Annotated in this window: 23 protein-coding genes; 8 read left to right on the top strand and 15 right to left on the bottom strand. The window is 44.9% G+C overall.

Annotated features, from left to right (window positions below):
• Positions 1–156: 156 nt before the first annotated feature.
• From JK628_RS18455 to JK628_RS18445, 3 genes are all read right to left on the bottom strand, one after another.
• Complete coding sequence (locus JK628_RS18455) at positions 157–732, bottom strand: TIGR04211 family SH3 domain-containing protein (protein ID WP_202286392.1); 576 nt, start codon at positions 730–732, stop codon at positions 157–159.
• Between the two features lie 163 nt (positions 733–895).
• Positions 896–2164 carry an inorganic phosphate transporter gene (locus JK628_RS18450; protein ID WP_202286391.1) on the bottom strand — a complete coding sequence of 423 codons (1269 nt, stop codon included), beginning with the start codon at positions 2162–2164 and terminating at the stop codon, positions 896–898.
• Positions 2165–2188: 24 nt separating this feature from the next.
• Positions 2189–2869 carry a TIGR00153 family protein gene (locus JK628_RS18445; protein ID WP_202286390.1) on the bottom strand — a complete coding sequence of 227 codons (681 nt, stop codon included), beginning with the start codon at positions 2867–2869 and terminating at the stop codon, positions 2189–2191.
• Positions 2870–3100: 231 nt separating this feature from the next.
• On the opposite strand from JK628_RS18445, the gene JK628_RS18440 reads away from it, so the two are divergent.
• Entirely contained in the window at positions 3101–4588 is a 1488-nt protein-coding gene (locus tag JK628_RS18440; RefSeq protein ID WP_202286389.1) for a CYTH domain-containing protein, read from the top strand.
• 47 nt (positions 4589–4635) lie between these two features.
• Here JK628_RS18440 and JK628_RS18435 read toward each other — a convergent pair whose 3' ends face one another.
• From JK628_RS18435 to JK628_RS18400, 8 genes are all read right to left on the bottom strand, one after another.
• Positions 4636–5430, bottom strand: coding sequence for a potassium channel family protein (locus JK628_RS18435; protein WP_202286388.1), 795 nt, complete (start codon positions 5428–5430; stop codon positions 4636–4638).
• Positions 5431–5493: 63 nt separating this feature from the next.
• Positions 5494–5823: a hypothetical protein gene (locus tag JK628_RS18430; RefSeq protein ID WP_202286387.1), complete on the bottom strand. Its 330-nt coding sequence runs from the start codon at positions 5821–5823 to the stop codon at positions 5494–5496.
• A 106-nt stretch (positions 5824–5929) separates the two neighbouring features.
• Positions 5930–6583 (bottom strand): hypothetical protein, encoded by a 654-nt coding sequence (locus tag JK628_RS18425; RefSeq protein WP_202286386.1) that lies wholly within the window; start codon positions 6581–6583, stop codon positions 5930–5932.
• Positions 6584–6594: 11 nt separating this feature from the next.
• The gene (locus tag JK628_RS18420) at positions 6595–7284 is read right to left on the bottom strand and encodes a PspA/IM30 family protein (protein ID WP_202286385.1); all 690 of its coding nucleotides are present in this window, start codon (positions 7282–7284) and stop codon (positions 6595–6597) included.
• Between the two features lie 12 nt (positions 7285–7296).
• Positions 7297–7710 (bottom strand): YjfI family protein, encoded by a 414-nt coding sequence (locus JK628_RS18415; RefSeq protein WP_202286384.1) that lies wholly within the window; start codon positions 7708–7710, stop codon positions 7297–7299.
• A gap of 92 nt (positions 7711–7802) precedes the next feature.
• Entirely contained in the window at positions 7803–9524 is a 1722-nt protein-coding gene (locus JK628_RS18410) for a polyamine aminopropyltransferase (protein ID WP_237524061.1), read from the bottom strand.
• Between the two features lie 70 nt (positions 9525–9594).
• A complete protein-coding gene (locus JK628_RS18405) occupies positions 9595–10494 on the bottom strand; it encodes a DUF350 domain-containing protein (protein WP_202286383.1) in 900 nt (299 codons plus the stop codon).
• Positions 10495–10507: 13 nt separating this feature from the next.
• Positions 10508–11464 (bottom strand): hypothetical protein, encoded by a 957-nt coding sequence (locus JK628_RS18400; RefSeq protein WP_202286382.1) that lies wholly within the window; start codon positions 11462–11464, stop codon positions 10508–10510.
• Between the two features lie 372 nt (positions 11465–11836).
• On the opposite strand from JK628_RS18400, the gene glnE reads away from it, so the two are divergent.
• From glnE to JK628_RS18365, 7 genes are all read left to right on the top strand, one after another.
• Positions 11837–14650: a bifunctional [glutamate--ammonia ligase]-adenylyl-L-tyrosine phosphorylase/[glutamate--ammonia-ligase] adenylyltransferase gene (glnE, locus tag JK628_RS18395; protein ID WP_237524241.1), complete on the top strand. Its 2814-nt coding sequence runs from the start codon at positions 11837–11839 to the stop codon at positions 14648–14650.
• 221 nt (positions 14651–14871) lie between these two features.
• Complete coding sequence (locus tag JK628_RS18390) at positions 14872–15570, top strand: DUF4347 domain-containing protein (RefSeq protein WP_202286380.1); 699 nt, start codon at positions 14872–14874, stop codon at positions 15568–15570.
• 201 nt (positions 15571–15771) lie between these two features.
• The gene (locus tag JK628_RS18385) at positions 15772–16152 is read left to right on the top strand and encodes a hypothetical protein (protein WP_202286379.1); all 381 of its coding nucleotides are present in this window, start codon (positions 15772–15774) and stop codon (positions 16150–16152) included.
• Positions 16153–16569: 417 nt separating this feature from the next.
• Positions 16570–17037, top strand: a complete 468-nt coding sequence (locus JK628_RS18380; RefSeq protein ID WP_202286378.1) for a nuclear transport factor 2 family protein — start codon at positions 16570–16572, stop codon at positions 17035–17037.
• Between the two features lie 87 nt (positions 17038–17124).
• On the top strand, positions 17125–17505 hold the full coding sequence (locus JK628_RS18375) for a DUF3224 domain-containing protein (RefSeq protein WP_202286377.1): 381 nt from the start codon (positions 17125–17127) through the stop codon (positions 17503–17505).
• A 101-nt stretch (positions 17506–17606) separates the two neighbouring features.
• Positions 17607–17879, top strand: a complete 273-nt coding sequence (locus tag JK628_RS18370; RefSeq protein WP_202286376.1) for a putative quinol monooxygenase — start codon at positions 17607–17609, stop codon at positions 17877–17879.
• 32 nt (positions 17880–17911) lie between these two features.
• A complete protein-coding gene (locus JK628_RS18365) occupies positions 17912–18373 on the top strand; it encodes a DUF3291 domain-containing protein (protein ID WP_202286375.1) in 462 nt (153 codons plus the stop codon).
• A 73-nt stretch (positions 18374–18446) separates the two neighbouring features.
• On the opposite strand, the gene zapE is transcribed toward JK628_RS18365, so the two are convergent.
• The 4 genes from zapE to norR form a co-directional block, all read right to left on the bottom strand.
• Positions 18447–19646 carry a cell division protein ZapE gene (zapE, locus tag JK628_RS18360; RefSeq protein WP_202289879.1) on the bottom strand — a complete coding sequence of 400 codons (1200 nt, stop codon included), beginning with the start codon at positions 19644–19646 and terminating at the stop codon, positions 18447–18449.
• Between the two features lie 114 nt (positions 19647–19760).
• Positions 19761–21314 carry a M16 family metallopeptidase gene (locus JK628_RS18355; protein ID WP_237524059.1) on the bottom strand — a complete coding sequence of 518 codons (1554 nt, stop codon included), beginning with the start codon at positions 21312–21314 and terminating at the stop codon, positions 19761–19763.
• Positions 21314–22705: a M16 family metallopeptidase gene (locus tag JK628_RS18350; protein WP_202289877.1), complete on the bottom strand. Its 1392-nt coding sequence runs from the start codon at positions 22703–22705 to the stop codon at positions 21314–21316. The genes JK628_RS18355 and JK628_RS18350 overlap by 1 nt, the downstream gene beginning before the upstream one ends.
• Positions 22706–22889: 184 nt before the next feature.
• Positions 22890–24431, bottom strand: coding sequence for a nitric oxide reductase transcriptional regulator NorR (norR, locus tag JK628_RS18345; protein ID WP_202286374.1), 1542 nt, complete (start codon positions 24429–24431; stop codon positions 22890–22892).
• Between the last annotated feature and the right edge of the window lie 29 nt (positions 24432–24460).

The raw sequence follows: 24460 nt of genomic DNA, 5'->3' as shown, positions 1-24460 counted from the left end.
ACGAGGGACACTTTTGTGAGTGGCGATGTGATCTTCGTTTGATTCGTGTGGTGGTGAATGCGTGCTGGGCCACAGTGGGCGAGGGCTGTAGCTTAGAAAATAAAAAGCCAGCGTTTGAAAACACTGGCTAGAAGAGACTAAAAAATAAAGGATTAATTACCAGTGATTTTTAGGTTTACGCTGCGGTCGTGGTAAGTAAACTAAAATAATACCCAAGATTAGGCCGCCAGCGGCAATAAAGCCACCCTGCTTCCACATTTCAAAACGCTCATTTTTTTGCATGCTGGCAAGTTTTACCTGCGCGCTATCGCGTTCTTGACTCGTGCTTGCTAGTGCTTTTTGTGCTTGAGCGAGTTGTGTCTTAATCTGGCTTAGCTCCTGTACACTCGCATCGGTTGTCGAGAGTGCATCGGTTAAGTCAGCTTTAGTTTGTGCCAACTCTGCCTGAATTACGGGCAACTGTTCCCGTAAGCTTACCGAAGCGCTAAGTAGCTTTGTTTGCACCCAGCCTTCACGACCTTTGTGATCGATTATCTTGCTGTAGTCACCTTGAACTTCACCTAAAGAAGTTATCTTCTGACCCGCTTCTACACTGCCCAAAATCCGAAACTGAGTGCCAGGTCCGCCATGGAGATAGATAAAAACATCATCTGAGATGTAACTTGTTTGGTTTGCTGCAAATAAAGAGGGGGAAAGTAATAACGCTCCCACAATAGTTAGAATTTTTAACACCAATCTATTCTCATCAATGAAATTTAGCCAACATGCTAGGGATTTAGAAGGCTTAATGCAAGGGGCATTAAGGGAGATAAAACGCAAAAAGGGAGCTTGATACAAATTTTATCAAACTCCCTCATAGAATCGCAGTGTTTTTATACACTACAAAGCGAGGTATTTAGCTAAAAACACCTTTAATCATGAAGAAGAACATGATTGATAGTGCCGCACCTGCAGGTAGAGTTACCACCCAAGACACAACGATATTACGCACTACGCCAATATTGATTGCGGCAATACCACGGGCCATACCGACACCTAACACAGCACCCACAAGGGTTTGTGTGGTTGAGATAGGTAGACCTGTGCCCGATGCAATAACAACTGTCGACGCTGCTGCAAGCTCAGCGGCAAAACCACGACTTGGAGTAAGGTGGGTAATATTCTTACCGATGGTTTGCATTACACGCTTACCAAAGATAGCTAGACCCAATACGATACCAACAGCACCCAGCGGTAAAATCCACCAAACAAGAGCTGCATTACTGCTGATCTCGCCACCACTGTTAACGATTGAAACAACCGCGGCTAGTGGACCAATTGCGTTAGCAACGTCATTTGAACCATGAGCAAATGCCATACAACAAGCCGTTACAACCATTAATATGGCGAAGACTTTCTCAACGTTACCAAACTGGGTTTGACGGTCCGCTTTGTTATCCATTTTTAGGCGCTTGATAGCAATCATGCCACCAATACCCACTAATGCTGCAATCGCGAGAGCCAATGAGTAAGCTTCTAAGTTACCAAAGTGTAATCCAATATGCTTCAGACCTTTCTTAATGGTAACCAGCGCCATTACAAAACCAGCAAGGGCCATATAGTAAGGAACATAACGCTTAGCATTTTCTAGTGGGTTTTCGGTATTAAAGATAAGCTTTTGCACACTTTGGAATATCATAAAGGCGATAAAGCCTGATATTGCAGGTGTGACGACCCAAGAGCCAACGATACCACCGACTTTGCCCCATTCGACCGCATCTGCACTTACACCTACGGCAGCAAAACCAACAATGGCGCCAATAATAGAGTGAGTGGTCGAAACAGGCCAACCAAGTGCTGAAGCAGCGATAAGCCAGATACCAGCCGCTAGCAAAGACGCTATCATGCCGTAAACCAGAAGCTCAGGTTGTTCAATAAAGAATGTTGAGTCAATAATGCCTTTACGGATTGTACTGGTGACTTCGCCACCGGCTAAATACGCACCTGCAAACTCAAAAATCATAGCGATAATAATCGCTTGTTTAATTGTTATCGCATTGGAACCGACAGAGGTTCCCATTGCATTGGCAACATCATTTGCGCCAATACCCCAAGCCATTAAAAAACCAAATAGAGCCGCTATGCCAATAAGCCATGGGCCGTTGGTGACTAATACATCAACCATGTTATTACCTTGATAATCTTTTGATTAGACGCGAGCTAACATCAGCTCTAGGCGGGAACCGACTCGTTCGGCAAGATCTGCCAAGTCGCCAACCCACTCAATTATCTTGTAGAGGAACATTACATCTACAGGGTTAAAATCAGATTCGATAGCAAAAAGCTGTCTACGGATCTTAATTTGTAAAACATCAGTGTCGTCTTCGATAGAGTCAAGTTCACTGATCATTTTTGCCACAAGATCCACTTCACGGCCTCTAAAACCTGTTTCTAGTAGGTCATCGAGTTCGTTAATAGCTTGCTTTGATAACGCAACTGCATCGATACAGCGTTGTAAGTAAGCAATGAATGGTTCTTGGATTGCATGAGGGATGACGAGCTCTCGGCCAATAACACGGCCAGAAATGTCTTTCGCTTTGTTAGCGATCTTATCTTGCTGGGTTAATAGCTCCAGTAAGTCAGTACGCTCGACTGGCATAAACAAACCACCCGGCAGAGTTAAGCGGATTTCACGTTTCAGTGAATCAGCTTCTTGCTCAGCCAAGCTTATTTGCTTGCGCAGTTGAACAGCTTTGTCCCAGTCACCTGAGGCTGTAGCTTCGAAAAAAGGGACAAGTATTGACGCGCAGTCGTATACTTTGTCGATATGCTCTTGAAGAGGCTTAATTGGCGATTTTGCAAACACGCCCAAAATAGAGTTTACTGGCATTGCCGTTTACCTATTTAGGTTATTCCACTATTGGAAAAAGCGGGCGCATGTTAACCCAAGCGGCCGCGTAAGAAAACTGTGTTTTTGTATTTAACTAAACAGTTTTTTATTCTAACGAGTTATATCTTAACTGCAAAGCGAATCCTACGGCGTTTTTATTACAAAAATATTACACTGTGTAGAATTAGTGACAGATTGATTAAATTTTAATGACAAGGCGATAGTACAGAGATGGAAGCCGAGATAGAACTCAAACTTTTCTTCAATGAAAATAATAAAAAAACCCTTATAAACCTGTTGGATAGCATTCATAACTCCGACAGTAAAGGCTGTAAAAAGTTGACTAATGGGTATTTTGAAACCCCCGACCTTACTTTGCGTCAATGGGACATGGGGCTACGTGTTCGAGGAGTTAATGCTCACCGAGAGCAGACAATTAAGACTGCCGGACAGGTAGTCGGTGGCATCCACTCTCGGCCTGAATTTAATGTTGATATAGATCACGATTTTCCTAAATTAAATTTATTTCCGCCGGAAATTTGGCCGCTAGGCGCAGATATTAAACAGGTGCAGTTGCAGCTGCGTTGTTTGTTTAATACCGATTTTGAACGACAGAAATGGCATATTTTTGTGGATGATAGTCTAGTGGAAGTGGCGCTTGATATCGGCCATATTGTTGTCGATGACCGCTCTGAACCTATTTGTGAATTAGAGTTTGAGTTACTCGCAGGTGATACAAGTGCCTTGCTTATTTTGGCGGGGATCGTTAGCCGAGAAGTACCAGTTCGGCTAGGCCATGCGAGTAAAGCGCAAAGAGGCTACCAGTTAGCGGCTCAAGCAAGCCCGTTCAACTTAGAGGTGCTCGATTTTATTGCATTAAAGCCTGATCAGGACTTAAAGCAAGTTGCGATTAACCTACTCGAAGTTGGTCTTGATAGGTGGCAGAAGCTAGAAGCGATGATCCTTGATGTCGCGCTGAACCCGCATGAACTGCCTATGCTCTGTTACCGCCTTAGAGCCTGTATTCGCTTACTAAAAAGCACGTTGGCGCAATTTACCTTGTTGGGTGCCTCTTTTGAAGATGACTTTGACTGTATTGAACGTCGACTTAACTTTATTGAAGAGTCATTGAGTCTTTTTTCCATTGTGGAAAAAAATGGCTCACTTATCACTAAGCTTTCGATGTCGGATGCATTGGTGGATATTGCCAACGCCAAACTGCAGCAACTCGATATCGCTGCACATTTCGATGCCTTGCTAGATGATATCTGCTATGGCCGACTGCAAGTACACCTTGTTGATCTGTTGATGCAAATTAGTGATGGTCGTGTTGTTATCGATAAAACACTCGGTTTGAAACAATTTGCCGATGAGCTACAAGAAAAGTCATGGCAAAAAATCTTAGATGTTATGCCAATAAATAATGATTTGAGCAGTAGCGACTATCTCGCTGTCGCTAAGGCGTTAGATAACAGCATGTTTGTTGGTGTGGCATATGGTCAGCTCTATTCACACAAATCTCGAGATCAGTTTAGAGCTCCTTGGCAAGATCTTGCATTGGGTATTAGAACTTTAGCGGCTTACCGACAACTAAAAGTGATTAGTGAGTTAGCCTATATTGATATTAGTGATTGGCTTGAAAATAAAGAGCTCAGCTTAGTACAAGCAATGGAGCTCTCTCGCCGAAGTGCAATGCAGAATGAGCCGTACTGGCGTTAACACTGTTGTGATACACTTTTATGATGATAAGCCCACAAGGTGTGGGCTTATTTTTTGCTGTCTCTCATCTCTAATTTTAATGCTTCAATCTCTTTTAGCAGCTGTTGTTGGTTGGCCTCCATGCGGGCGAGACTCATTTGTAGCTCAGAGCGGATCTCTTCGCTGTGGCTTTCGAGCTTTTCAGCTTCGTCAGGAGCAACAAATACTGAGGCCATATAACCAGAAATAATACCAAAAAAGCTGACGCCACAAACAATGACAATACCACCGATAATATGTCCTGCTGTGGTGACTGGGTAGTAGTCACCGTAACCGACAGTTGATATTGTTACTAACGCCCACCAAATGGCATCTTCGGCAGTTTCAATATTAGCCCCTTCAACACCGCTCTCGACAATTAATACTAAAACTGAGGCAAAGGTAAGAATCAACACTAAGGCCACTAACAGGCTTGCCAGAGTCGCTTGGCGACGCTGTTTGACCATGGGCACAATCAAAGAGCGGGTCATACGAATAAGCCTGACCACACGAAGGATCTGAAAAAGTCGCGCCATTCTCAGTGCTTCAATCGCTGGAATACTGGCAACTAAATCTATCCAATGGTGCTTAAAGTAAGTTTTCTTACTCTCTGCTGTGAATAGGCCATAGAAAAAATTCGACATGAAAAGAAGGCAAATACAGGTATCAATGAAGAACAATAAACGCCTGGTTTCGCCCTCAAGACCACCAAAGGTAAGGACTAGCACGACAACAACTGAGAGCAACGACAGTAGCATCATCGCGAGCTGAAAAGGGGTTGGCGGCGTTTCAGTTTGTATGATCCAGCGCTTTTCGTTAGTCATTTCTCGGTCCATCGTTAGTGCGTACTTTCCCTAAACCGGGAAGCGAAATTAATCTTCGGGGCTTTAGTCTTCGCTACTGAAGTTAATGAGATCATCTAGAACATGCTTTTTTATTTCTAGTTGTTGTTCGGCTTTTAAATTGTACTTCTCAGCGAGTAGTTCATAGTCTTCTGCGCTTAAAGATACGGTAAGGCGAGGGCGCTTAGGGCGCTTAGTCACGGCTAAGCCAAGAATGTCTCTAATTTGATCAGAGGGACTGACACCTGCATCAAGTGCGGCTTTACGGATGGAATATTGAAACTTCTCATCCATATCAAAAGCAATTTGAGTGGCTTTGGCGGCTTTTTGATTTTGTTGCCACTGTTCCGGCAACGGATTCTTCTGCTTGCTCATGCGTAAGGTATTACCTATCGATATAAACTGCTTTATAAGTTAATGCTATCACTCATAAGAGAGAAACAAAAAAGGTTCTAACGTTAAAAACGTTAGAACCTTTTCATTATGCACCAGGCCAATAGTCTCTGATGTCTGATAGAGGGCGATAAAGTGTCAACATGACATCTGTTTCACCGCCATCATAGACTTCTATGTCAATGGCTTTGTCTTCATCGTCATCCAGTAATTGATATGACTCAAAGGGGTCGCCAGTGGCACCATCAGCATCTTGAGGTGGCTTTTTGCCACGATAGTCCTGACGGTGAAAGTAACCAAAACCGGCAAATGTAACCTGATGGTATTGAGGTGATAACCACTGCTCAAACTCAGTTGCAAGTTCCGCTGACAATTCATTGGTGCTTAGCTCAGCTTTGCCTGGCTCTTCAAAAATAGCGCTAAATTGCTCTAAATTGAATAGCTCCTCCACTAAACCACGATTAACCTTTAACGACAACGCGAGGTAAGTTTCATCATCTTCATCTAAGCCGAGAAAGATGGTGTCACTTCCGTGCCCTTTAAGCACCCATTCCGTTTGCTGTTTGCGCTCATACTCATAGGTATTAACCGCTTCAACTCTTAGCTGCTGCCCACGTAATTGTGGTGGCAGCGCAAAGCTATCATCAAGGGAGATCATATCTCCCTTGTTTAGCTTTGATGGGTGATCGAGTTGACGTTTAGGTTCCTCTTTCTTGCCAAATAGGCTACTTAGAAATCCCACGTCATACTCCTTTAGCCTTTACGGGCTTTAATGCGGTCAAGCACAGCATTAGCGTTAGACTTCTGCTCACCAATACCGGCTTCAGCTAGCTTATCATGCAAGGCTTTATCGCTGTTTTCTTCAGCTAGCGTTTCAGATGCCTTAAGGCGATCATCAAATGACTGCTGACGGGCTTTGATACGCTCTAGCGAATCTTTAGCATTAAGTAACTTTGAGTTACTGCCTGCAAATGAATCAGTAATTGTCGCCGTGGCTTTTTGTACGCTTTCTGTGGTTTTAACCATAGTCAGTTGGCGTTGATAATCAGTCACTTGACGTTCAGTCTTACGTACTAGCTCTTTAAGGCGAGTCGCATGTGCGCTGAAGCTTTCATTAGCCGATTGTTGGTCATTAAGCTCTTGATCGAGTTCAGCGATTTTCTCAGCAACTTCTAGTGCTAATGTTTCGTTACCCTTTTCAAGTGCTTGTGCTACGTAGCCTTCATGTTCAGCAACTGCACGCTTTAGGCGGTCAACCTCACGGCTGGCTTGCATCTCTTTTGCCATGACTTCAGTTAAGTCACGCTTAGCTTTAGTCAGGTGTTTTTCTGCATCACGGATCTCTTGCTCAAAAATACGTGTTGAGTTAGCGTCTACAATACCTTGGCCAACTTCAGTTGCGCCACCGCGAAAAGCAGTAAGAATCTTGTTTAGAATGCCCATAATGTGGCTCCTTTATTTTAGGTAATCGGCGAGTTCGTCGATTACTTCGAGACAGTTGTCAGACAGAACAGAGAGTTCTTGTTCTATCTCTTCGATGCTTGATTGCACTGATAGTGCGCCGTATACCACATACTTATCGTCAATCTTGGCAAACGATGACAGTGGCATTGGGATGTTGAGTTCTAACATGGTCTCAAACATCTCTGCGCGACGATCTTGATTCACTTCATCCTCGCCCCATAAATAGCTGATGCAAAGGATCTGGTTGTCCGTAACCGATAGGAATACCGGGATCTCTTCTCGGCCAACGATGTTAACCTGCAAGACTTCCACATCGCCATCAATTGGATAACAATCAAATTGAAAGCCTGTATGGCCTTTGTCGCCAAGTTCATTTAGATGGTTGGCAATATTGTGGATATTCATATTTGTCCTTATTGACATATTATGTCTGCGTTTAAAGATACCATCGAGACATAATATGTCAAGCGCTATCTTTGCGGAGTAAAAAATAAGCCTTATTGATTTTCTAACCAAGCTTGCTGGTGGTACTGATATAACTGACTCGAGCCTAAAGTGTTTGGCTTAATGTTTTGCTTATCAATATAAAAATTACCTGGAAATGCAAACGCTGCATGCATTAACTCAGGCGTAAACCAAGCATCATCTATAGGGAATTGCTGTATTTCATTTAGCCTAGATTTGGCACTTTTGCCACTTAAGGTCGCAATAGTCCAACCCCATTCGCCAAAACTGGGCACATTATGGTGGTATTGATCTACCTTAAAACCTGCCAGTTCCAAGGTGTTACCGACTGAAATAAATGCCTTTGGTGCATGATATGGCGATGTTGACTGTATGGTTATGGCAGCGTCGCGACTCATAAGTTCCTTAAGTTTCAGATAGAACGCATCTGAATAGAGCTTATTAAGATCAGGATGGCTTGGGTCGGGAAGGTCAACGATAATTGCATCGAATTTTTCCTCATTTTTAAGTAGCTTGTCGACCCCATTGAAAGCATCATCAAATATTAACCTGACTCTAGGATCATTCAGTGCATCTTTGTTCAGTGCCATTAAGGCTTGAGTTAGGTGCGCTGGCATATCGGTGTCGGGTGTTTTGAATAGTGTAACGAGCTCTTTATCCAAGTCCATTAAAGTGACCTGCTTAGGCTGCCACTTAAGCACTTGAGTTAATCCAAGGCCATCTCCGCCACCAATGATTAACACCTTGTCATGACGCGCACTGGCGGCAAGTGTCGGGTGCACCAAAAAGGAGTGGTATATGTGCTCGTCGCTGCTGGAAAACTGCAAGCGGCCGTTGATATAGAGCGAGTGAACGGGGCCGAGACCATTGCCTCTTAGGCGTTCAGTAAAAGTCAGTTGCTGAAAGCGAGTTGCTTTAGCGTAAACCACATTGTCTTTATAGAGTAAGTTATTAAAACTTTGCTCCCAAGAGGGGCCATGCAGCGCTAATAACAGCAGCACACCAGTTGCAGCAATATGGCCAGCGAGCAACAGCTTTACGTGACGAATTTGTGTCCAAAAACGCCAAATAAACAGAAAACCTGCGAGCAGATTAAAGCTGGCCGTTAACGCCGCGGCTAACTGGATATCAATGGCCAGCATAAAGCCAACCCAGATGGCAGCACCTATGCCTGCGCCAATATAATCTGCGCCATAGATAGTGCCCGCATTATGGGTCAAATGTGCATCTGAGAGGGCCTGACGAACCCGAGCAATGAGTGGGATCTCCATACCAATCATTAAGCCAAGTATGACGCCCCAAACATAAGGTAAGTACTCGCTGAGTTTCTGCAGGGTGCCAATAAAGCCACCATTGGGTAGCTGATCGCTTGGCAGGCCCAGTGTTTGCGCAACGATTAACGGTAACTGCTGCCCAAAACCAATAACGGCAGCGGTGATCAAAATGGCTAACGAGCCACACAGAGCAACGGTGAGCTCAAGTACGGCAAAACCGGTAAAGGCACAGCGAATTTTACGGGCTGCGAAGGCACCTATTCCCATTGATACGATCATCAGTCCTATCATGGTGTAAATGGCCGCTTCAAGTGCGCCGAGTATGCGGCCTGCATAGTGAGAGAGCAGATACTCATAGATCAAGCCGCAGCCTGCGAGTACCGCCATAATGCCTAGCAGTAATATGTCATCAAACCAGCCAAGTTTTGCCGGTTTTCCTGTATTTGGATTCATGGTGTCGCTTTGAGGAGTGTTTTGCATGGTGAGTCTATTGATTTGCCTATGGAATGAAAAAGGGAGCGTGTCATCCGCTCCCATCTTTAGGCTTTGATTAGGCCATTAACGCGGCGAGAATAAGCGCGATTGAAACACTGATCGCCATTTCAACCGCGGCGACTCCGACGTTATGCTGCTTCTCTACTTCGTCAAATAGATTGATGTTAGCAAGCACTAACTTTTTGACGATTTTGATCAAAATAGACAATGACAACAGCATTATGACTGAGAACATCAACCAACCGATGAGGTTGGCGACATATGCTTCAGGATTGAATATGATAAAGTGGCTTGCCGCATTAAAGCTAAATGCCATTGCGAGCATGTAACCACTATGCCTAATAGCTAAAGCTGTGTGACCTTGGGCCAATGCGGCTTGCATTGAAGCACCTTGGTTACGCTTAGCGTAACGGTTCGCACGCACACGAGTCAGTATCACTAGCATTAGCTGTGAGATAGCAAAGGCACTAAAAATAGCAATAAAGGTATAAATCGTAAGATCTTCAGCCCACATCAGCACTGAGCGAATGATAATGGCTGTCGCAATTGCTGCGGTGGCATCAACAATGGCAATGGAGACATTACCTTTAATGATAAGGGCGTTTTTATCGACCTCATTTAGCGCAACTTTGTCATGTAAAAATCGACCAAGTTTGATTAATACCAGACCAAATAGACCGTAAGCGCTCATGCCAATGGCTTCAACGAGGTAAGATTCGGCGGCTTCACCTGTTATCGCACCAGTAAGCACAATACCTAATGCCGCGACTGCGCCAGCGGTGCTAATACCAAAGGCAAAGTTGTCATTTTCAGCAAGCTCTTGGCGGCTATTTACTTTTACAGTCCAGCCTTGCAGGTAGCGCATTAACGTCAGTAGCAACACGGCAATGGTGAGATCAATCGCCAAAATAATAAGTAGATCTGGCGTGATGCCGTTGTTTTGAAAAAATGTCATAAGAGTCCCTTAATTATTTGCCTCGGCGAACACCGCGAGTAGTACGGCTGCTGGAATTACGAAAGCTACTGTCTTTAGAATAATTTGAGCGGAACTTGCTCTTACTCGCAGTGCGTCCTGTTGAACTAGCTTTAGGTGTACTGGTACTTTGTCTAGACAAGCTGGTAGAGCCGGTACGCGATTTGGCGTATGGACTATCAAACCTCTTACCTTGAGAACTATACTGCTTTTTAGTGCGCTCATAGGTCTGGGTTTGGGCTCTTGCTTGTTTTGGCGAGGTATAGCGATAACGGCCAACATCATTGTAATAGCTATAGTTACGACGGCTTGACCAACGATCGTAGCCGATAGGACCTCGGGTCAAATTGGAAAACATGGAGTACATGCCGTACCAAGCCCAAATTGACATCCCATTAGAGCCCGTTTGCCAGTTGCCGTACGACGGATTACCGACTAATTGACTACCCGCGCCAAAGTCTTCTGAACCATTGGCTAAAGCAGCTGCCTCACGACTGATGGAGTTAACTCGAGCAAGCGTACCATCAGACATATCGGCAACTACATTGAGTGGGTCTGACAGCATGTCGTTATAAAGACTGGGATCTGCCGCTTGATATAGGTTCTCAACTTCGGCGAGTTGCTGATCGATATCGACAAAGTTTGCCGCATTTTGAGCTTCAGTTGACCTGCGCGTTAGCGAGGTAAACATCGGCCCTCGATTGGTCGCATCGGTTACAAGCTCATTTAGCAACGGTGCTAAATCAGGCTTTTGTTGAGATAAGACACGCGTATATTGCTGCAATAAGTTTGCATTACGCACTTGGCCGTCGTTGAGCATGGTGCTTAAAGTTTCCAAACGCTGCTGAGTGAGCTGTTGGTACTTCGCTATTTGCTCTGGTCTATCATCACCGCATCCAGCAAGTGATAACGCCATGATAACGGTGAGAACACGAATTAGCATTCCTGCCATGCTTTCTCCAAAATTCAGTTAAGGTGTGCGCTAGTCAATAGCAGCAACTCGGGACTATATTCTCTTTTTAACATGATATTTTAGTACATAAGATGAATCTTTCATCTGCTGAAATATTGAATTCGTGAGAGAAACAGTCTTGCTGTACTGCAATTGATACTGCTTTGGGTATAGTATTCTGTATTAGAGCACAAAAATACAATGATTGATGTTTCAAAGGCCTATAAGCACTAAATTGCTCATGTAGCCAACATCAATTAAAAAAATCAATCACATTTTTATAGCACTACCGACATAATATGTCGATAGTGAAAATTGTTAGGGATTATTATGCGCGCGGCTTTACTGGGTAAAAAAGATGTTTCCACTCAAATGGCTGCCAACGTTGAAAACGACTGGCAAAGGTTAGTCGACAGATCTCCCGAGGCACTCGCCTCCTTGTCGGAAGAGCAGCAACAAGAGCTTAAGACCATCATGGCGCTCAGTGATTTTGTTGCGTCGCAGCTATGTCGATACCCACAATGGATAGCGGTGCTATTTGAATCTGATCTGAGTGGCATCGAGCGAAAGTCATTCGACAGTGAACTGCATAAACTGTTAGATGCAGTCAGAGATGAAGAGCAAGTAAAGCAAGTCTTGCGTCAATACCGAAATCGCCAAATGGTGTCTATTGCATGGCGAGACTTTATGGGCTACACCCCGCTAGAAGAGTCGCTGTTAGATCTATCGGCACTGGCCGAAGCATTGGTTATTGCCGGTCGTGATTGGCTATACCGTGATATGTGCAGCACGCAAGGGACTCCAACAAGTGCCGAGGGGGTTGCACAAAAACTGTTGATTCTAGGCATGGGGAAACTCGGTGGCCGTGAGCTGAACTTTTCATCCGATATAGATCTAGTATTTACCTTTCCCGAACATGGTGAAACGATTGGCGGACGACGCTCAATCGACAACCAACAGTTTTTTATCCGCATGGGACAGCGTTTAGTCAACCTATTACATCAAGTGACAGTTGATGGCTTTGTTTATCGTGTCGATATGCGTTTGCGCCCTTACGGTGAGAGCGGTCCGTTAGTGGTCAGCTTTAGTGGCCTAGAAGATTATTACCAAGAGCAAGGCCGAGATTGGGAACGCTATGCGATGGTAAAAGCGCGCGCATTAGGCCCTTGGACTGCGGATTCCGATGAATTGCACGATTTATTAAGGCCGTTTGTCTATCGCCGTTACCTTGATTTTTCTGCCATTGAATCATTGCGAAAAATGAAGGGGCTTATCACTCAAGAGGTGCGCCGGAGAAAGCTTAACGACAATATTAAACTGGGCGCTGGTGGTATTCGCGAAGTGGAATTTGTGGTGCAAAGTTTTCAACTGATCCGTGGAGGGCGGGAGCCTTCATTAAGGCAGCAAAGCTTATTCGCTGCCATTGACACCCTGTATCAGCTTGGACAAATTGAATACTTAGCGCTTGATGAGTTAAAGCAAAGCTATCTGCTGCTGCGCCGTGTTGAAAATCTACTGCAAGCCATTAACGACGAGCAAACTCAAACTCTGCCAGCGAACGACCTCGATTGGCAGCGTTTGTGTTGGGCCTTAAATGCTGATAATGAGATGGATCTTAGGCAACAAATTGAAGGCGCAATGGCCTGTATTCATCGCCACTTTAAAGAGACTGTTGGTGGTAATAGTCAAGAGGATAACAGCGAAACCTGGTCGCAGCAGCTATGGAACTCCCAGGAAGAGGAAACCGCCTTCGCCATTTTGGATGAGCAAGAGGTCGATTTGCAATTATGGCCGATGCTAAAACGTTGGCACGACACGGTCGTACGTAGAACCATAGGTCCACGGGGTAGAGAAACGCTCGACAAGTTGATGCCAAGGTTATTATGTGACTTGTCAGCCCACTCGCAACCAACTAAAGCATTCGAGCCTGTATCGAAAGTGTTGGATCAAATTTTAACCCGCACAACCTACCTCGAACTCTTGTGTGAAAATCCAGGTGCTCGGCAGCAATTAGTCAGCCTTTGCTGCGCCAGTCCTTGGATCGCGCAGCAGTTAGCAAAATTCCCAATGTTGCTTGATGAGCTTATTGATCCTTCGCAGCTCTATGACACCACATCACTTGATGATTATGGCAGTGAGCTTAGACAGTATCTGCTGCGTATTCCTGAAGATGATATGGAGCAGCAGATGGAGGCGTTGCGGCAATTTAAGTTATCGCAACAACTCAAGATAGCCGCCGCTGATGTCACAGGCGTGTTACCTGTGATGCAAGTAAGCGATCATCTTACCTTTCTTGCTGAGGCGATAATTGAACAGGTTGTACAACAAGCTTGGATGCAGGTAAGCACTCGTCATGGTGTGCCTGAGCGCCTCAAAGATAATGAGATGGGGTTTGCCGTTATAGGCTACGGCAAGGCGGGTGGTATAGAGCTAGGTTATGGTTCGGATCTTGATTTGGTTTTCTTGCACAATGCTGCACAAGGTGGGCAAACCAACGGTGATAGAGCGATTGATGTCGGTCACTTCTATTTAAAACTGGCACAACGGATATTACACCTGTTTTCAACGCGCACTACATCGGGTGAATTGTATGAAGTCGATATGCGCCTGCGTCCTTCGGGGGCTTCGGGCCTACTCGTGAGTGAGATAGAACACTTTGGTGATTATCAGCGTAAAGAAGCTTGGACCTGGGAGCATCAAGCATTGGTGAGAGCTCGCTTTATGTTTGGTGACAACACACTATCCAGCCGTTTTAATGAGTTAAGGGCAGAGGTTTTAGAGACGAGCCGTGATAATACAGTGCTAGCAAAAAATGTGCGCGATATGCGACTTAAAATGCGTGATCACTTGCTTAAGGTGCGGGAGGGGATGTTTGATCTTAAACAGAGCCCTGGTGGTATCGCCGATATTGAGTTTATCGCTCAGTATCTGGTACTGGCTCACGCCTGCGAGTATCAGGCGCTCTCTTTTTGGTCCGATAATGTCCGTATTTTTGAGCAGCTTGCAGAGCTTGAGCTTATTCCTATCGCAAGTGCTCAATCGTTAACTCATGCTTATTGTCATCTTCGTGATGAGAATCATAGATTAACTCTGCAGCAGGTTAACACTGTCTTACCCTATAGCGACGTGAAGCATTATGCTGACAAAGTGGTGGAGATTTACCAGCAAGTCCTTAACAGCCCGTAGAGTAAAATAATTCATTCTGCAACGAAAAAAGCGACCAGCTTAGTCTGGTCGCTTTTTTCGTTGCAGATTGCGCAGCAAAATAGCAATAGCCGCAGCTTGCTTTTCTAAAGGTTGAGGCTGGGTAAGTTATCTATCTGAAATTTAACCAGTAATAAAACTGGTTTGTTCTATGCATTACCTACATGTACAGAGGGAACTAAAGCCTACGTAGGAGGCCTGACATGGAAAGCCCAAAGCACGTTTCAACATATTCAACGTTTAATGACAGCCTGACCCATTTCAGCCTGTTTGATGATGCTAATATAGAGACTGATGTAGAGTCGGAGCTGTCTACTGTTGTTGATACTAAATTTAGCGCTAAAGATATTAAGTTCCCTAGACAATTTCCGTTAAGCTGGTTACTTCTGTTGTGTTGTCTGCTATTTATAAATGAAGCCATAGCGAATGAGTTACCAGCCACAGCATCATTGCTCAACATAGACAGCTCAACCGTACTGGTCGTCGTTGATGATACGGTGCAAGATCTAGCAGGGCTGCTGCAAAGCGTTAACGGAGAGGCGCAGCTGTTAATGCTAGATGCTAACCAAGAGCCATTTACCCAAATTAATCAAGCTATCGCCAACGAGCCGAGTTACATTGGCATCATTATGGTCGCTTCTGCGGCAAGTGATGCGATCTATTTAGCAGGGCGCTGGATTGATAAGCTGTATCTTGTTAATCATCGTGAGAGCGTTAGCCAGTTTGGGGCTCATTTCGGTTCAAATAGTCATTTTATGCTTCTGACCAACGACAGTATCGCTAACCCAAAAGGCAAACAATTATTACAGTTGATTAAAGGGCTTACTCAGTTAAATATTACTGCCTATGGTGATGCAGAACACCCCTATTTATTTTCAAATAATACCGTTCAATTTTTCTAGCTAACTCACTTTCGATAAGGATACGTTTTGTATCAAAAGGGAATAACCATTTCTTCAACGGTGCACCTAACATTGAAGAGCCCTGAGAGAGCTCTGAATTGAACACATATTTAATGGAATTGGTATTATTAACTAGAATTTGATGGCTTTACTGATACTATGCACATCAATATAACTTGCAGTTGTGTAAAGGATTATTTGATGACATACGTTAACGGTGTAAGCAGTAATTTGGTCAAGAGTTTAGACGCCTTAGCAAGTGTTAAAAGTGGACTGGCGGCTGCAAACGTTAATACGGATAATGTGCTTGAGCCACCACGTTCAGAGCCGACAACTAAACTAAGTGCAGTAGATACATCAGTAACGCTTTCTGATGCGGCTAAAGATAAACTCGCGTTAGAGCAACAAGCCGGCGCCGTAGCTGATAGTGATGATGGAACCGATTTGAAGTCGTTTGCTTTTGGGGCGTTAGGTTTAGATCATCCAGAGCAAGTAGAAGAAAAAGAAGACTCTTCATACACAGCTGGGCAATATGTAAAAGCTGCTGCGACGATAGGCGGCATGATTGCCATGTTTATTTAAGTTTGAGTTTGCTATTTACAGCATACATTTTAATTTGTAGATCATCATCGTCACATCTCACGACCGTAATTTGAGATCTTTTTCTGGCATTAGACACTAGGGTACTAACGTCGCATTAATCTGCACTGCATAGAATCCTGCTAGTATTTACCTTCCGATTTATACTCTAATTAATACCAATTACACTAAATATGTGTTTAATTCCAGGCGTATGGTGGAAGAAGTGGTTATTCCCTTTAAGGCGATGTTGGCCTAACTTAGCTCAAGCTAGATTAGACTGTTTTTTGTGAAGGTATTTATTGTTATGGTAAGTCTCAATGCAGATGATGTTACATTTTAACAGCAGTAACATTCACTTGTTTATCGTCAGGTGTATTTGCATGTAGCGGGTTTAGCTGTCATCAAAAGGAGTTTGTCATGAAGCGTTTACTAGTTATTGCATTAAGTTTGTTAGTTAGCTGTGCAGCACAGGCACAAGAAGACAAATCTGAGATGGAACAAATTGCTCAACACTATTTTGAGGCCATGGTAGCGTCTCAAGCTCCTAATGCCACAGAAAAGGAGTTGGAAAACTATTTAGCCCTGCTAACAGATGATGTTGGTCATCAACACCTTCCATATCAATCTGATGACTCTCGCGCGGCTGATGGCAAGCAAAGCATGCGTAAAGGCATGACGTTCTACCTTGGTGCACATACTGAATATAAAGCGGAACTGCTAAACCTATTTACCTTTAACGACTCCGCAATAGCGATCCGCTATCGACACAGTGCAAAAGGGATCCACCCGCAGACTAAGCAAGGGAACTCATACACTTCTATCATGATGGAAGTGCTAGAAATTGAAGATGGCAAAGTCGCTGTAATACGCAAATATCACGAGTAAGAAGCTAAGCTTTTAATCCAAAGTATTGGTCGTGTGGATTTTAGGCCTCATTATTGAATTAGTTTAAATAAAGGACTGGAGATAGAGATGATTGCAACTGGAGAGTTTTCAATTAATTTTACCCCGGCAACCGATGACCCCGTTGAGGCGGGGCGCATGTTGTTTAGTAAAACATTCAGCGGTGACATTAACGGTAGTAGCCAAGGGCAAATGTTGAGTAAACGCACCGCAGTAGCTAACTCTGCAGCTTATGTGGCGATTGAGTCCTTCACTGGCGTTATCGATGGTCTCAGTGGGGAAGTTTCATTACATCATACAGGCGTGATGAACCGAGGCGCCGATACCTTATCTGTGCTAGTCGTACCAGATTCTGGTACAGAGCAATTAACAGGGATCTCCGGTGTTATGACGATAAAAATAGAGGCCGGAGTACACCATTATCATTTTGATTATGTGATTAATGCCTAGCTCGAATGCCTAGCTCGAATGCCTAGCTCGAATAACTAGCTCGAATAACTAGCTCGAATACATAGTTTTAATGGGTTGCTATTTACCACAAGGAGCATGCATTGAGTAAGGTCATTTTATCTGGCTATATCTTGGTTGAGCAGTCTGAGTTAACAATAATAAAAGACGCACTGTTGACACACATTGAGCTCACAAAAAACGAGCCTGGTTGTATCGTGTTTGAAGTTTCACAAGACAATGAACAAATGAATCGCTTTAATGTCTATGAGGAGTTTATTGATGAAACCTCGTTTAAAGCGCATCAATCTCGAGTCGCCAATTCAAAGTGGGGCGAAGTGACGGTGAATGTCGAAAGGCATTATCACAAAAAATAGCCGCTAAATTGAACACTATTAAGGAGGATAGAATGCACCTTGCGCAGCTCAATATCGCTAAAGCTAAGTTTGCTTTAGACTCACCGCAACTGAAAGAATTTGTCGATAATTTAGAGCCCGTAAACCATACCGCAGAATCCAGTGATGGATTTGTATGGCGGCTTCAAGATGAGACGGGAGATGCCACGAGTATACACATTTTTGCTGATCCTAATATTATCATCAATATGTCGACTTGGACCTCGGTCGATTCGCTGAAAAACTTTATGTTTCGCACTCACCATCGTGATTTCTTACGTCGTAAAAAAGAGTGGTTTGAAGCGTTGAGCGAAGACAGCTATGTACTATGGTGGGTGCCTATTGGACATGAACCGAGTGTTGAAGAGGGATTAGAGAAACTAAAGTATTTAAGAGTAAATGGCGATTCACCTTATGCATTTACCTTTAAGGCTAATTACAGTGCCAATGAAGCCGAAGCACTGAAACAGGCTTAAGCTACTGTACTTTTAAATCATTGTATTCCTAAGCTTTGGCCAGCCAATGCTGGTAACTCTCACGACCGTCGGCTTAATTATTCGAATAAGTTAACGACTGCATCTGGGTTAGTCGGCTTAAGGTGCGCCTAAATTCAAAACTTAACGCTCCGCCGCTGTAGAGATCTTCCATTGCCACATCTGCTTGAATGTACAGTTCAACGCCTTGATCATATAACTCATCGACCAAGCTGATAAAGCGCCTCGCTGGATCATCGTTCACAGCATAGGACAGCTGCCGCTCGCCAGTTTCGATGGCGATAACCCCGTCTTCAGTGCCGCGAGCACGGATCCAGCTTCTGGGTTCACCGCCTAATATTGGTACTTCAGATAACATCACGATATTAAAACGAGTGGCGATGTCGATGTAATCTAATTGCGAGCGTGGGCCATCGCACAACGCGTCAAAGTGAAACCAAGCGATATGGTCATCGTATTTGATGGTTTCAATCACTCGGCCATGCACTATTAGCTCTTCATCGTGGGGCGTGGTTGATGCCGACATTGCGCCAAAGCGATCCGTAAAAGCGTTATGCTGGCTTTGCGCTGTGCCTGTATCATTAATAAAGTAGCGCTGTTGAATAACCGCGTGATGCAGTCGATGATCGGTTTTGCCGTTAAGATGGATCTCTTGGGTAAACTCCTTTAATAAGTCGATGGTGGCTAAGAACCGTTGTCGTTGTAAGCCGTTACGGTATAACTCGTTAATGGGGATGTTTGAGGTGGCGACCAAGGTCACGCCTTCACTAAATAGCGCTTCAAACAGCTTGCCTAGGATCATCGCATCACCGATATCGGAGACAAAAAACTCATCAAAACACAGTAGTTTACACTCGCTAGCGATACGTTTAGCAATTCGGGAAAGCGGCTCCCGGTTACCCGATTCCGCGATCATCTCTTGGTGAATACGAGCCATAAAACGATGAAAGTGCAGCCGTAATTTAGGCGTGTTCTCTACACTGTCGTAAAGCAGATCCATTAGAAAGGTCTTACCGCGGCCAACATCGCCCCATAGATATAAGCCTTTAACATTTTCAATGGGCGGCTTACTAGAGTGTGTCGATGTGATCGCCAGGTACAATGCTTCTATAGCTTGCAGCGTTTGATACTGGCTAGGATCGTCAACAAACCCGGATTGCGCGAGTTGTTGCCGCCGATAGCGCGCCAGAGGACCTAGATTTTGTTGTTGAATCCCTGTGTTCGATTGCTGTATTAGCGCGCTAGAAGGTGTCATCGAAGATTGTTCTATTAGTTTCAATGCTGCGCATTATAACAAGCTAATTTAATAAGTAATCTATTTCGTCATGCGAAAAACCAGCTGGTTCAAAGTGTATGTTGCAAGCCAAGATTACTCATTTTCAGTCACTTCAATCAACTGCCAGTCTGGGAACTTCTGCTGTAGATCCACACTAATTTTGCCTGCATCGCCGCGGATCACAATGTAGGGCGTGCGATTAAACACCTTGGCGGCAATCGTCTGTAATCGCTTAGCTGTAAGGGCATCGATGCTGTCTGCAAACTCTTGCGGATATAACGGCGAATAGCCGGAGGTGAGTTGCCTAATGGTATCAACCTCTAGCGCCATGGGGTTATCTTGCTGTAGCATTAATTTACTGGTGTTGTAGGTTTTGACTGCGGTTAACTCAGCCTGACTGGCAGGGCTTTGTGCTGCTAGTGCTAAATGCTTAAGTACACCATCGATAAAAGCGCCTGTATGTTGCAGTTTAGTGCTGCCGTAAAATTTGATTGTGCGTGATAGAGGGTTGTCATAACAGCGGCCGTATATACCGTAAGTTAACCCGCGAACCTCGCGTAAGTCGTAATATAATCGACCAGAAAAACTACGCCCCAACCAGCTTGCCAGTATTTGGCAATCTTGGGCGTCACTGCTAGCTTGGCTTGGTAGTACAGGCTGATTTAGTCGTGTCTCTTTTAAGTCTCTCGTTAGTGGGTAGCCTATCCTTACCTGGGTTTGCACGCTGCCGGGGGCATCAATAATGTACAGGGTTTTACTGCTGTTACCAAAAGGCACTACAGGCAGGGACAGTGCCTCTGTATGTTGGCTCTTGCTTGAGCTGTTATTTAGCGCTGTCGCAGCTGCCAGCAATGTTTGTGGTTGCTCGCCGTTATCTTTAAGTAACCTTGGGTTGGTTAATACAGCCCAGTCCGCTTGAGATTGGATCTGATCTCTGATCTTATTAAGGCTTTTAAGCGTTAAGCTATCTGCAAGGGATCTGTCGTTGAGCGCTTGGTTATAGATGTGCTCTTCACCGAGAATCGTTTTAGCCCAGACGGTGTTTATCTCTGCACCACTAAAAGCATTGATGTGTTTGGCGAGCTTTAATTGTCGTCTAACATTGGCAATATCGATGTTATCAAAACTGTTAGCTTGCCAGAAACTGATTAATAGCTCGCTGGCTTCAGTGGAAAGTTGATGGCAACTAATACCAATGGCGATACTGTGTAAAGAGGGTCTGAAGGTAAGGCTTTGGGTACAACTCAGTGCCGTATTGGCCACAAGCCAACGGCGCTTCTCTTCGAATGCCCTGTTCAACACATCTACATTTCTAAAAGGCTGCTTAGGGCTATAGGCAACGAGAGTAAGGTGATCTAAACCTGATTTAGGATCGTTAAGCACAAATAGTTTACTGCCATTTGGCAGTGCTTTTTGCTCAACTGTCTGGCTTTGTTCAAAGCGCATTGGCTCGACCGCTGGCGCGCCTTTAATAGGGACAAACTGGGGTAAACTGGCGGCGCTTGTGTCGGTAAAATCTATTTGGGTCTGTTGGCAGCCTAGTAGTGTTAAGCCAAGGTAGGTAATCAAGCTGATACTTGCCGCTCTTATGGTGCCCATTCTCATGACGCTAATTCTTACAATGAAAAGTCTTATCCAATAGACCATTACATTACACCCTCTTCAAGACTGTCAGCCGCACCTTTAGGTAACCACTCTAAAATGGTTTTGGCTGCGCGTAAGTGCCAAGGGGGGAGTAAGTCGAGTCTGACACGTTTGTGCTTAAAATAGCGCTCGCCGACTCGCTGTAGATCCGCCGCGCTGACGGCATTGATCCGTTGCCACTGCGCCGTTAAAGGCGCCGCAGCATCTTTTTCTATAGTCGCAGAAAGAGTTCGAGACAGTGCCGATGGACTATCTAATATTGACAGTTTTTTATCTAGCCAGATCTGCTTAAGCTGGCAAAGTCGCTGAGTGGAGATAGGCTTACTGCTGACTGACTCAATTAGTTTATCCACATTGTCGGTTAAGGTATCGAGTGAGGTGCGCGCTCGAGGCACTAACACCAGGTTAGTCACACCATGGTGCTGCATTTTTAAAGGAATAGAGTAGCTAAGCAGCTGGTCGGGATCATGAAGGCTGGTGCGTTCAATCAGGCTACTTTTATTTTGAAAGAGATATGCTTCCAGTAGCGCCAATGCCGGCGCATCGCCTGAGTTGGTACCAGCGGTATGCCAAGCGAGTAATACCGCTGGCCAAGGGCCACGCTCATCGATTATCTCACCGTGAACAGGTTTGGCCTCAATGTGTAGATCCGCCATGGTCGTTTTAGCGGCTGCAGGCCTTTTCCAGCTGGCAAAACTGTTATCTATCCAGCTGTTGGTTTGTGCTGGGATATTACCCACCAAACTTAACTGCATGGCATCGGGTCGATAGTAATCTTGGTGAAATTGGTTGAGCGATGCCGCTGTGGCAGCTTTAACATCGACGATACTACCAATAACCGCATGGCCATAGGGCGTTCCTTGGACTTGTGAAAGCAGAAACTCCATCGCTTTACGCACATATGGTTGGTTATCAATGCTGGTGGCCGTCTCTTCGAGTACCGCCGCTTGCTGATTGGCGACTGTCGTTGGCGTTAATGCTGGATTCCTAAAGCGATCCGCTTCCAGCCACAAGCTTAGCTCTAACGCTTGCGCTGGAATGGTTAAGTAATAATTGGTGAAGTCAAAAAAGGTACTGGCATTGAACTGGCCGCTTAGTTCACTCATGGTTTGAGCATAACTATCGCCGGGAGCATGCTTACTGCCCTTAAAAAGCATATGTTCAAATAGGTGGGCATAACCTGTTTGGCCTTCAATCTCATTGCGAGAGCCGACAGCAAACTGGCTAGCGATTGAGATAGATGACGAGTCAGCAAGGGCTAAGGTTCTCACCTGTAAACCGTTGCTTAATTGGCGATATTGAATACGTTTTTCTGTTTGATACAGTGGAGCGGCTTGTGCGCTGAGTTCGCACCGATATTCACTGGCTGATAGAGGCTGTTGCTCTGCAGCCATCACTCCATTTGAGATAAAGCCTACGGCAAAAAGTAGGCTGTTGAAAAAGTGTATATTTGCCTGTTTTATCAATGTGCGTCATCCTTTTGCAACGTATCAGAGCTAGTTCAACTCGGACTCATTTATAACAGCTATTGCCCATTAATCCCAATGAGCATTTATTCAAGTGACCTAGCTGTGCTGACTACTTAATTCCGATCCGTTTAGCCAGTCGATGCAAGTTGCCTGAATCGAGTGCTAGTGCTCTGGCTGTAGCCGCCCAGTTGCCGTCGTTCTCGGTCAATACTTGCTGAATATACTGCGACTGAAAAGCAGCTGTTGCCTGTTTTAGTGTTCGGTTACTAGGCAAGGTGGCTTGATTCGCTTTTACTTTAGGTTTTACTGCGGCAGTTTGCGGCTCCACGTTAAAGTCAAAGTGTTGCGGCGTGATAAGACAACTGTTCGATGATGATTGCGCGCGAGACAGCACTGATGCTCGATGTAGTACATGTTCCAGCTCGCGGATATTACCCGGCCAATCATAGTCATTAAGAAGAGCAAGACTGCTAGCGTCTAGTCTCAGGCTTTTAAGGCCAAGTTTTTGTCGGCAGCGTTCGACAAAGAAACCGCTTAATAGAGTGACATCACCATCACGCTCTCTTAAGGGCGGAACAACAATGGGGAATACGCTGAGGCGATGGTAAAGATCGGCTCTGAAGCGCCCCGCTAACACCTCCTGTTTTAGATCTTTATTGGTCGCAGCGATGATACGCACATCAACTTTAAGGCTTTTATCTGAACCTACCTTTTGCAGGTCACCGTATTGCAGCACCCTTAATAATTTGGCTTGTAAGCCTAAGGGGAGTTCGCCGATTTCATCTAAAAATAGCGTACCGTTGTCGGCCTTTTCAAACTTACCGCTACGATGACTTATTGCGCCAGTAAACGCGCCTTTCACATGGCCAAATAGTTCGCTTTCTGCAACCGATTCCGGCAGTGCGGCACAGTTTAAATAGACCAGTGGCTGCTTGGCACGATTGGACTGCTGATGCACAGACTTTGCTACTAGCTCCTTACCTGTGCCTGTCTCCCCTAGAATGAGCACGTTTAAATCAGTACTGGCAACCACACTAAGCTCATTCTTAAGCGAGTTAATCGCCATGGAATGGCCTATCATCTCCACACGAGAGTCTGGATCTATGCGGTTTACGCTGGTGATCTCTTGTGATTGCAGTGCTTGTTTCTCGAGTTTATCTATCATTAATGCATTGCTAAGTGACGCGGCTGCGATGGCACTAAGTGTACGCAGTTCATTGTCACTGAAAGCGTTAAACTGCTTAGGATCGAAGCCATCAATAGTAACAGCGCCAATTAAGTCGCCATTAGCAAGTAGCGGTAATCCGATACAGGCGTGCACCACCAAGTGATCACCTTGATGAGGAATAAGCCCATCGTAGGGATCGGGTAGTTCACTGTCTGCGGGAAAACGGACAATATCACCAGCACGGGCAATGGCTTCGAGTCGTGGATGTTCGCTGATAATAAAGCGTCGTCCCAGCACATCAGGGCTGAGGCCATCGATGGCTAGAGGATTAAATTGCTGGCCGGTAAATTGCAGCAGCGCGGCGGCGTCGCAGTGCAAAGTTTGCCTTATGGTATCGAGTAAGCGTGAGAATCGGTCATGGTCAGAAAGCCCCGCAGTAATATCTAAGGCGATGCGGGTAAGATCGGTTTGGCTTAAAGACATAGCTGATTTCCCTAAGGTATTGGTATTGT

Source organism: Shewanella sp. KX20019, from assembly GCF_016757755.1.
In the GTDB taxonomy this organism is placed as follows: domain Bacteria; phylum Pseudomonadota; class Gammaproteobacteria; order Enterobacterales; family Shewanellaceae; genus Shewanella.
Note: the sequence above shows the minus strand (reverse complement) of the source record. Positions and strands in the feature narration are given on the sequence as shown.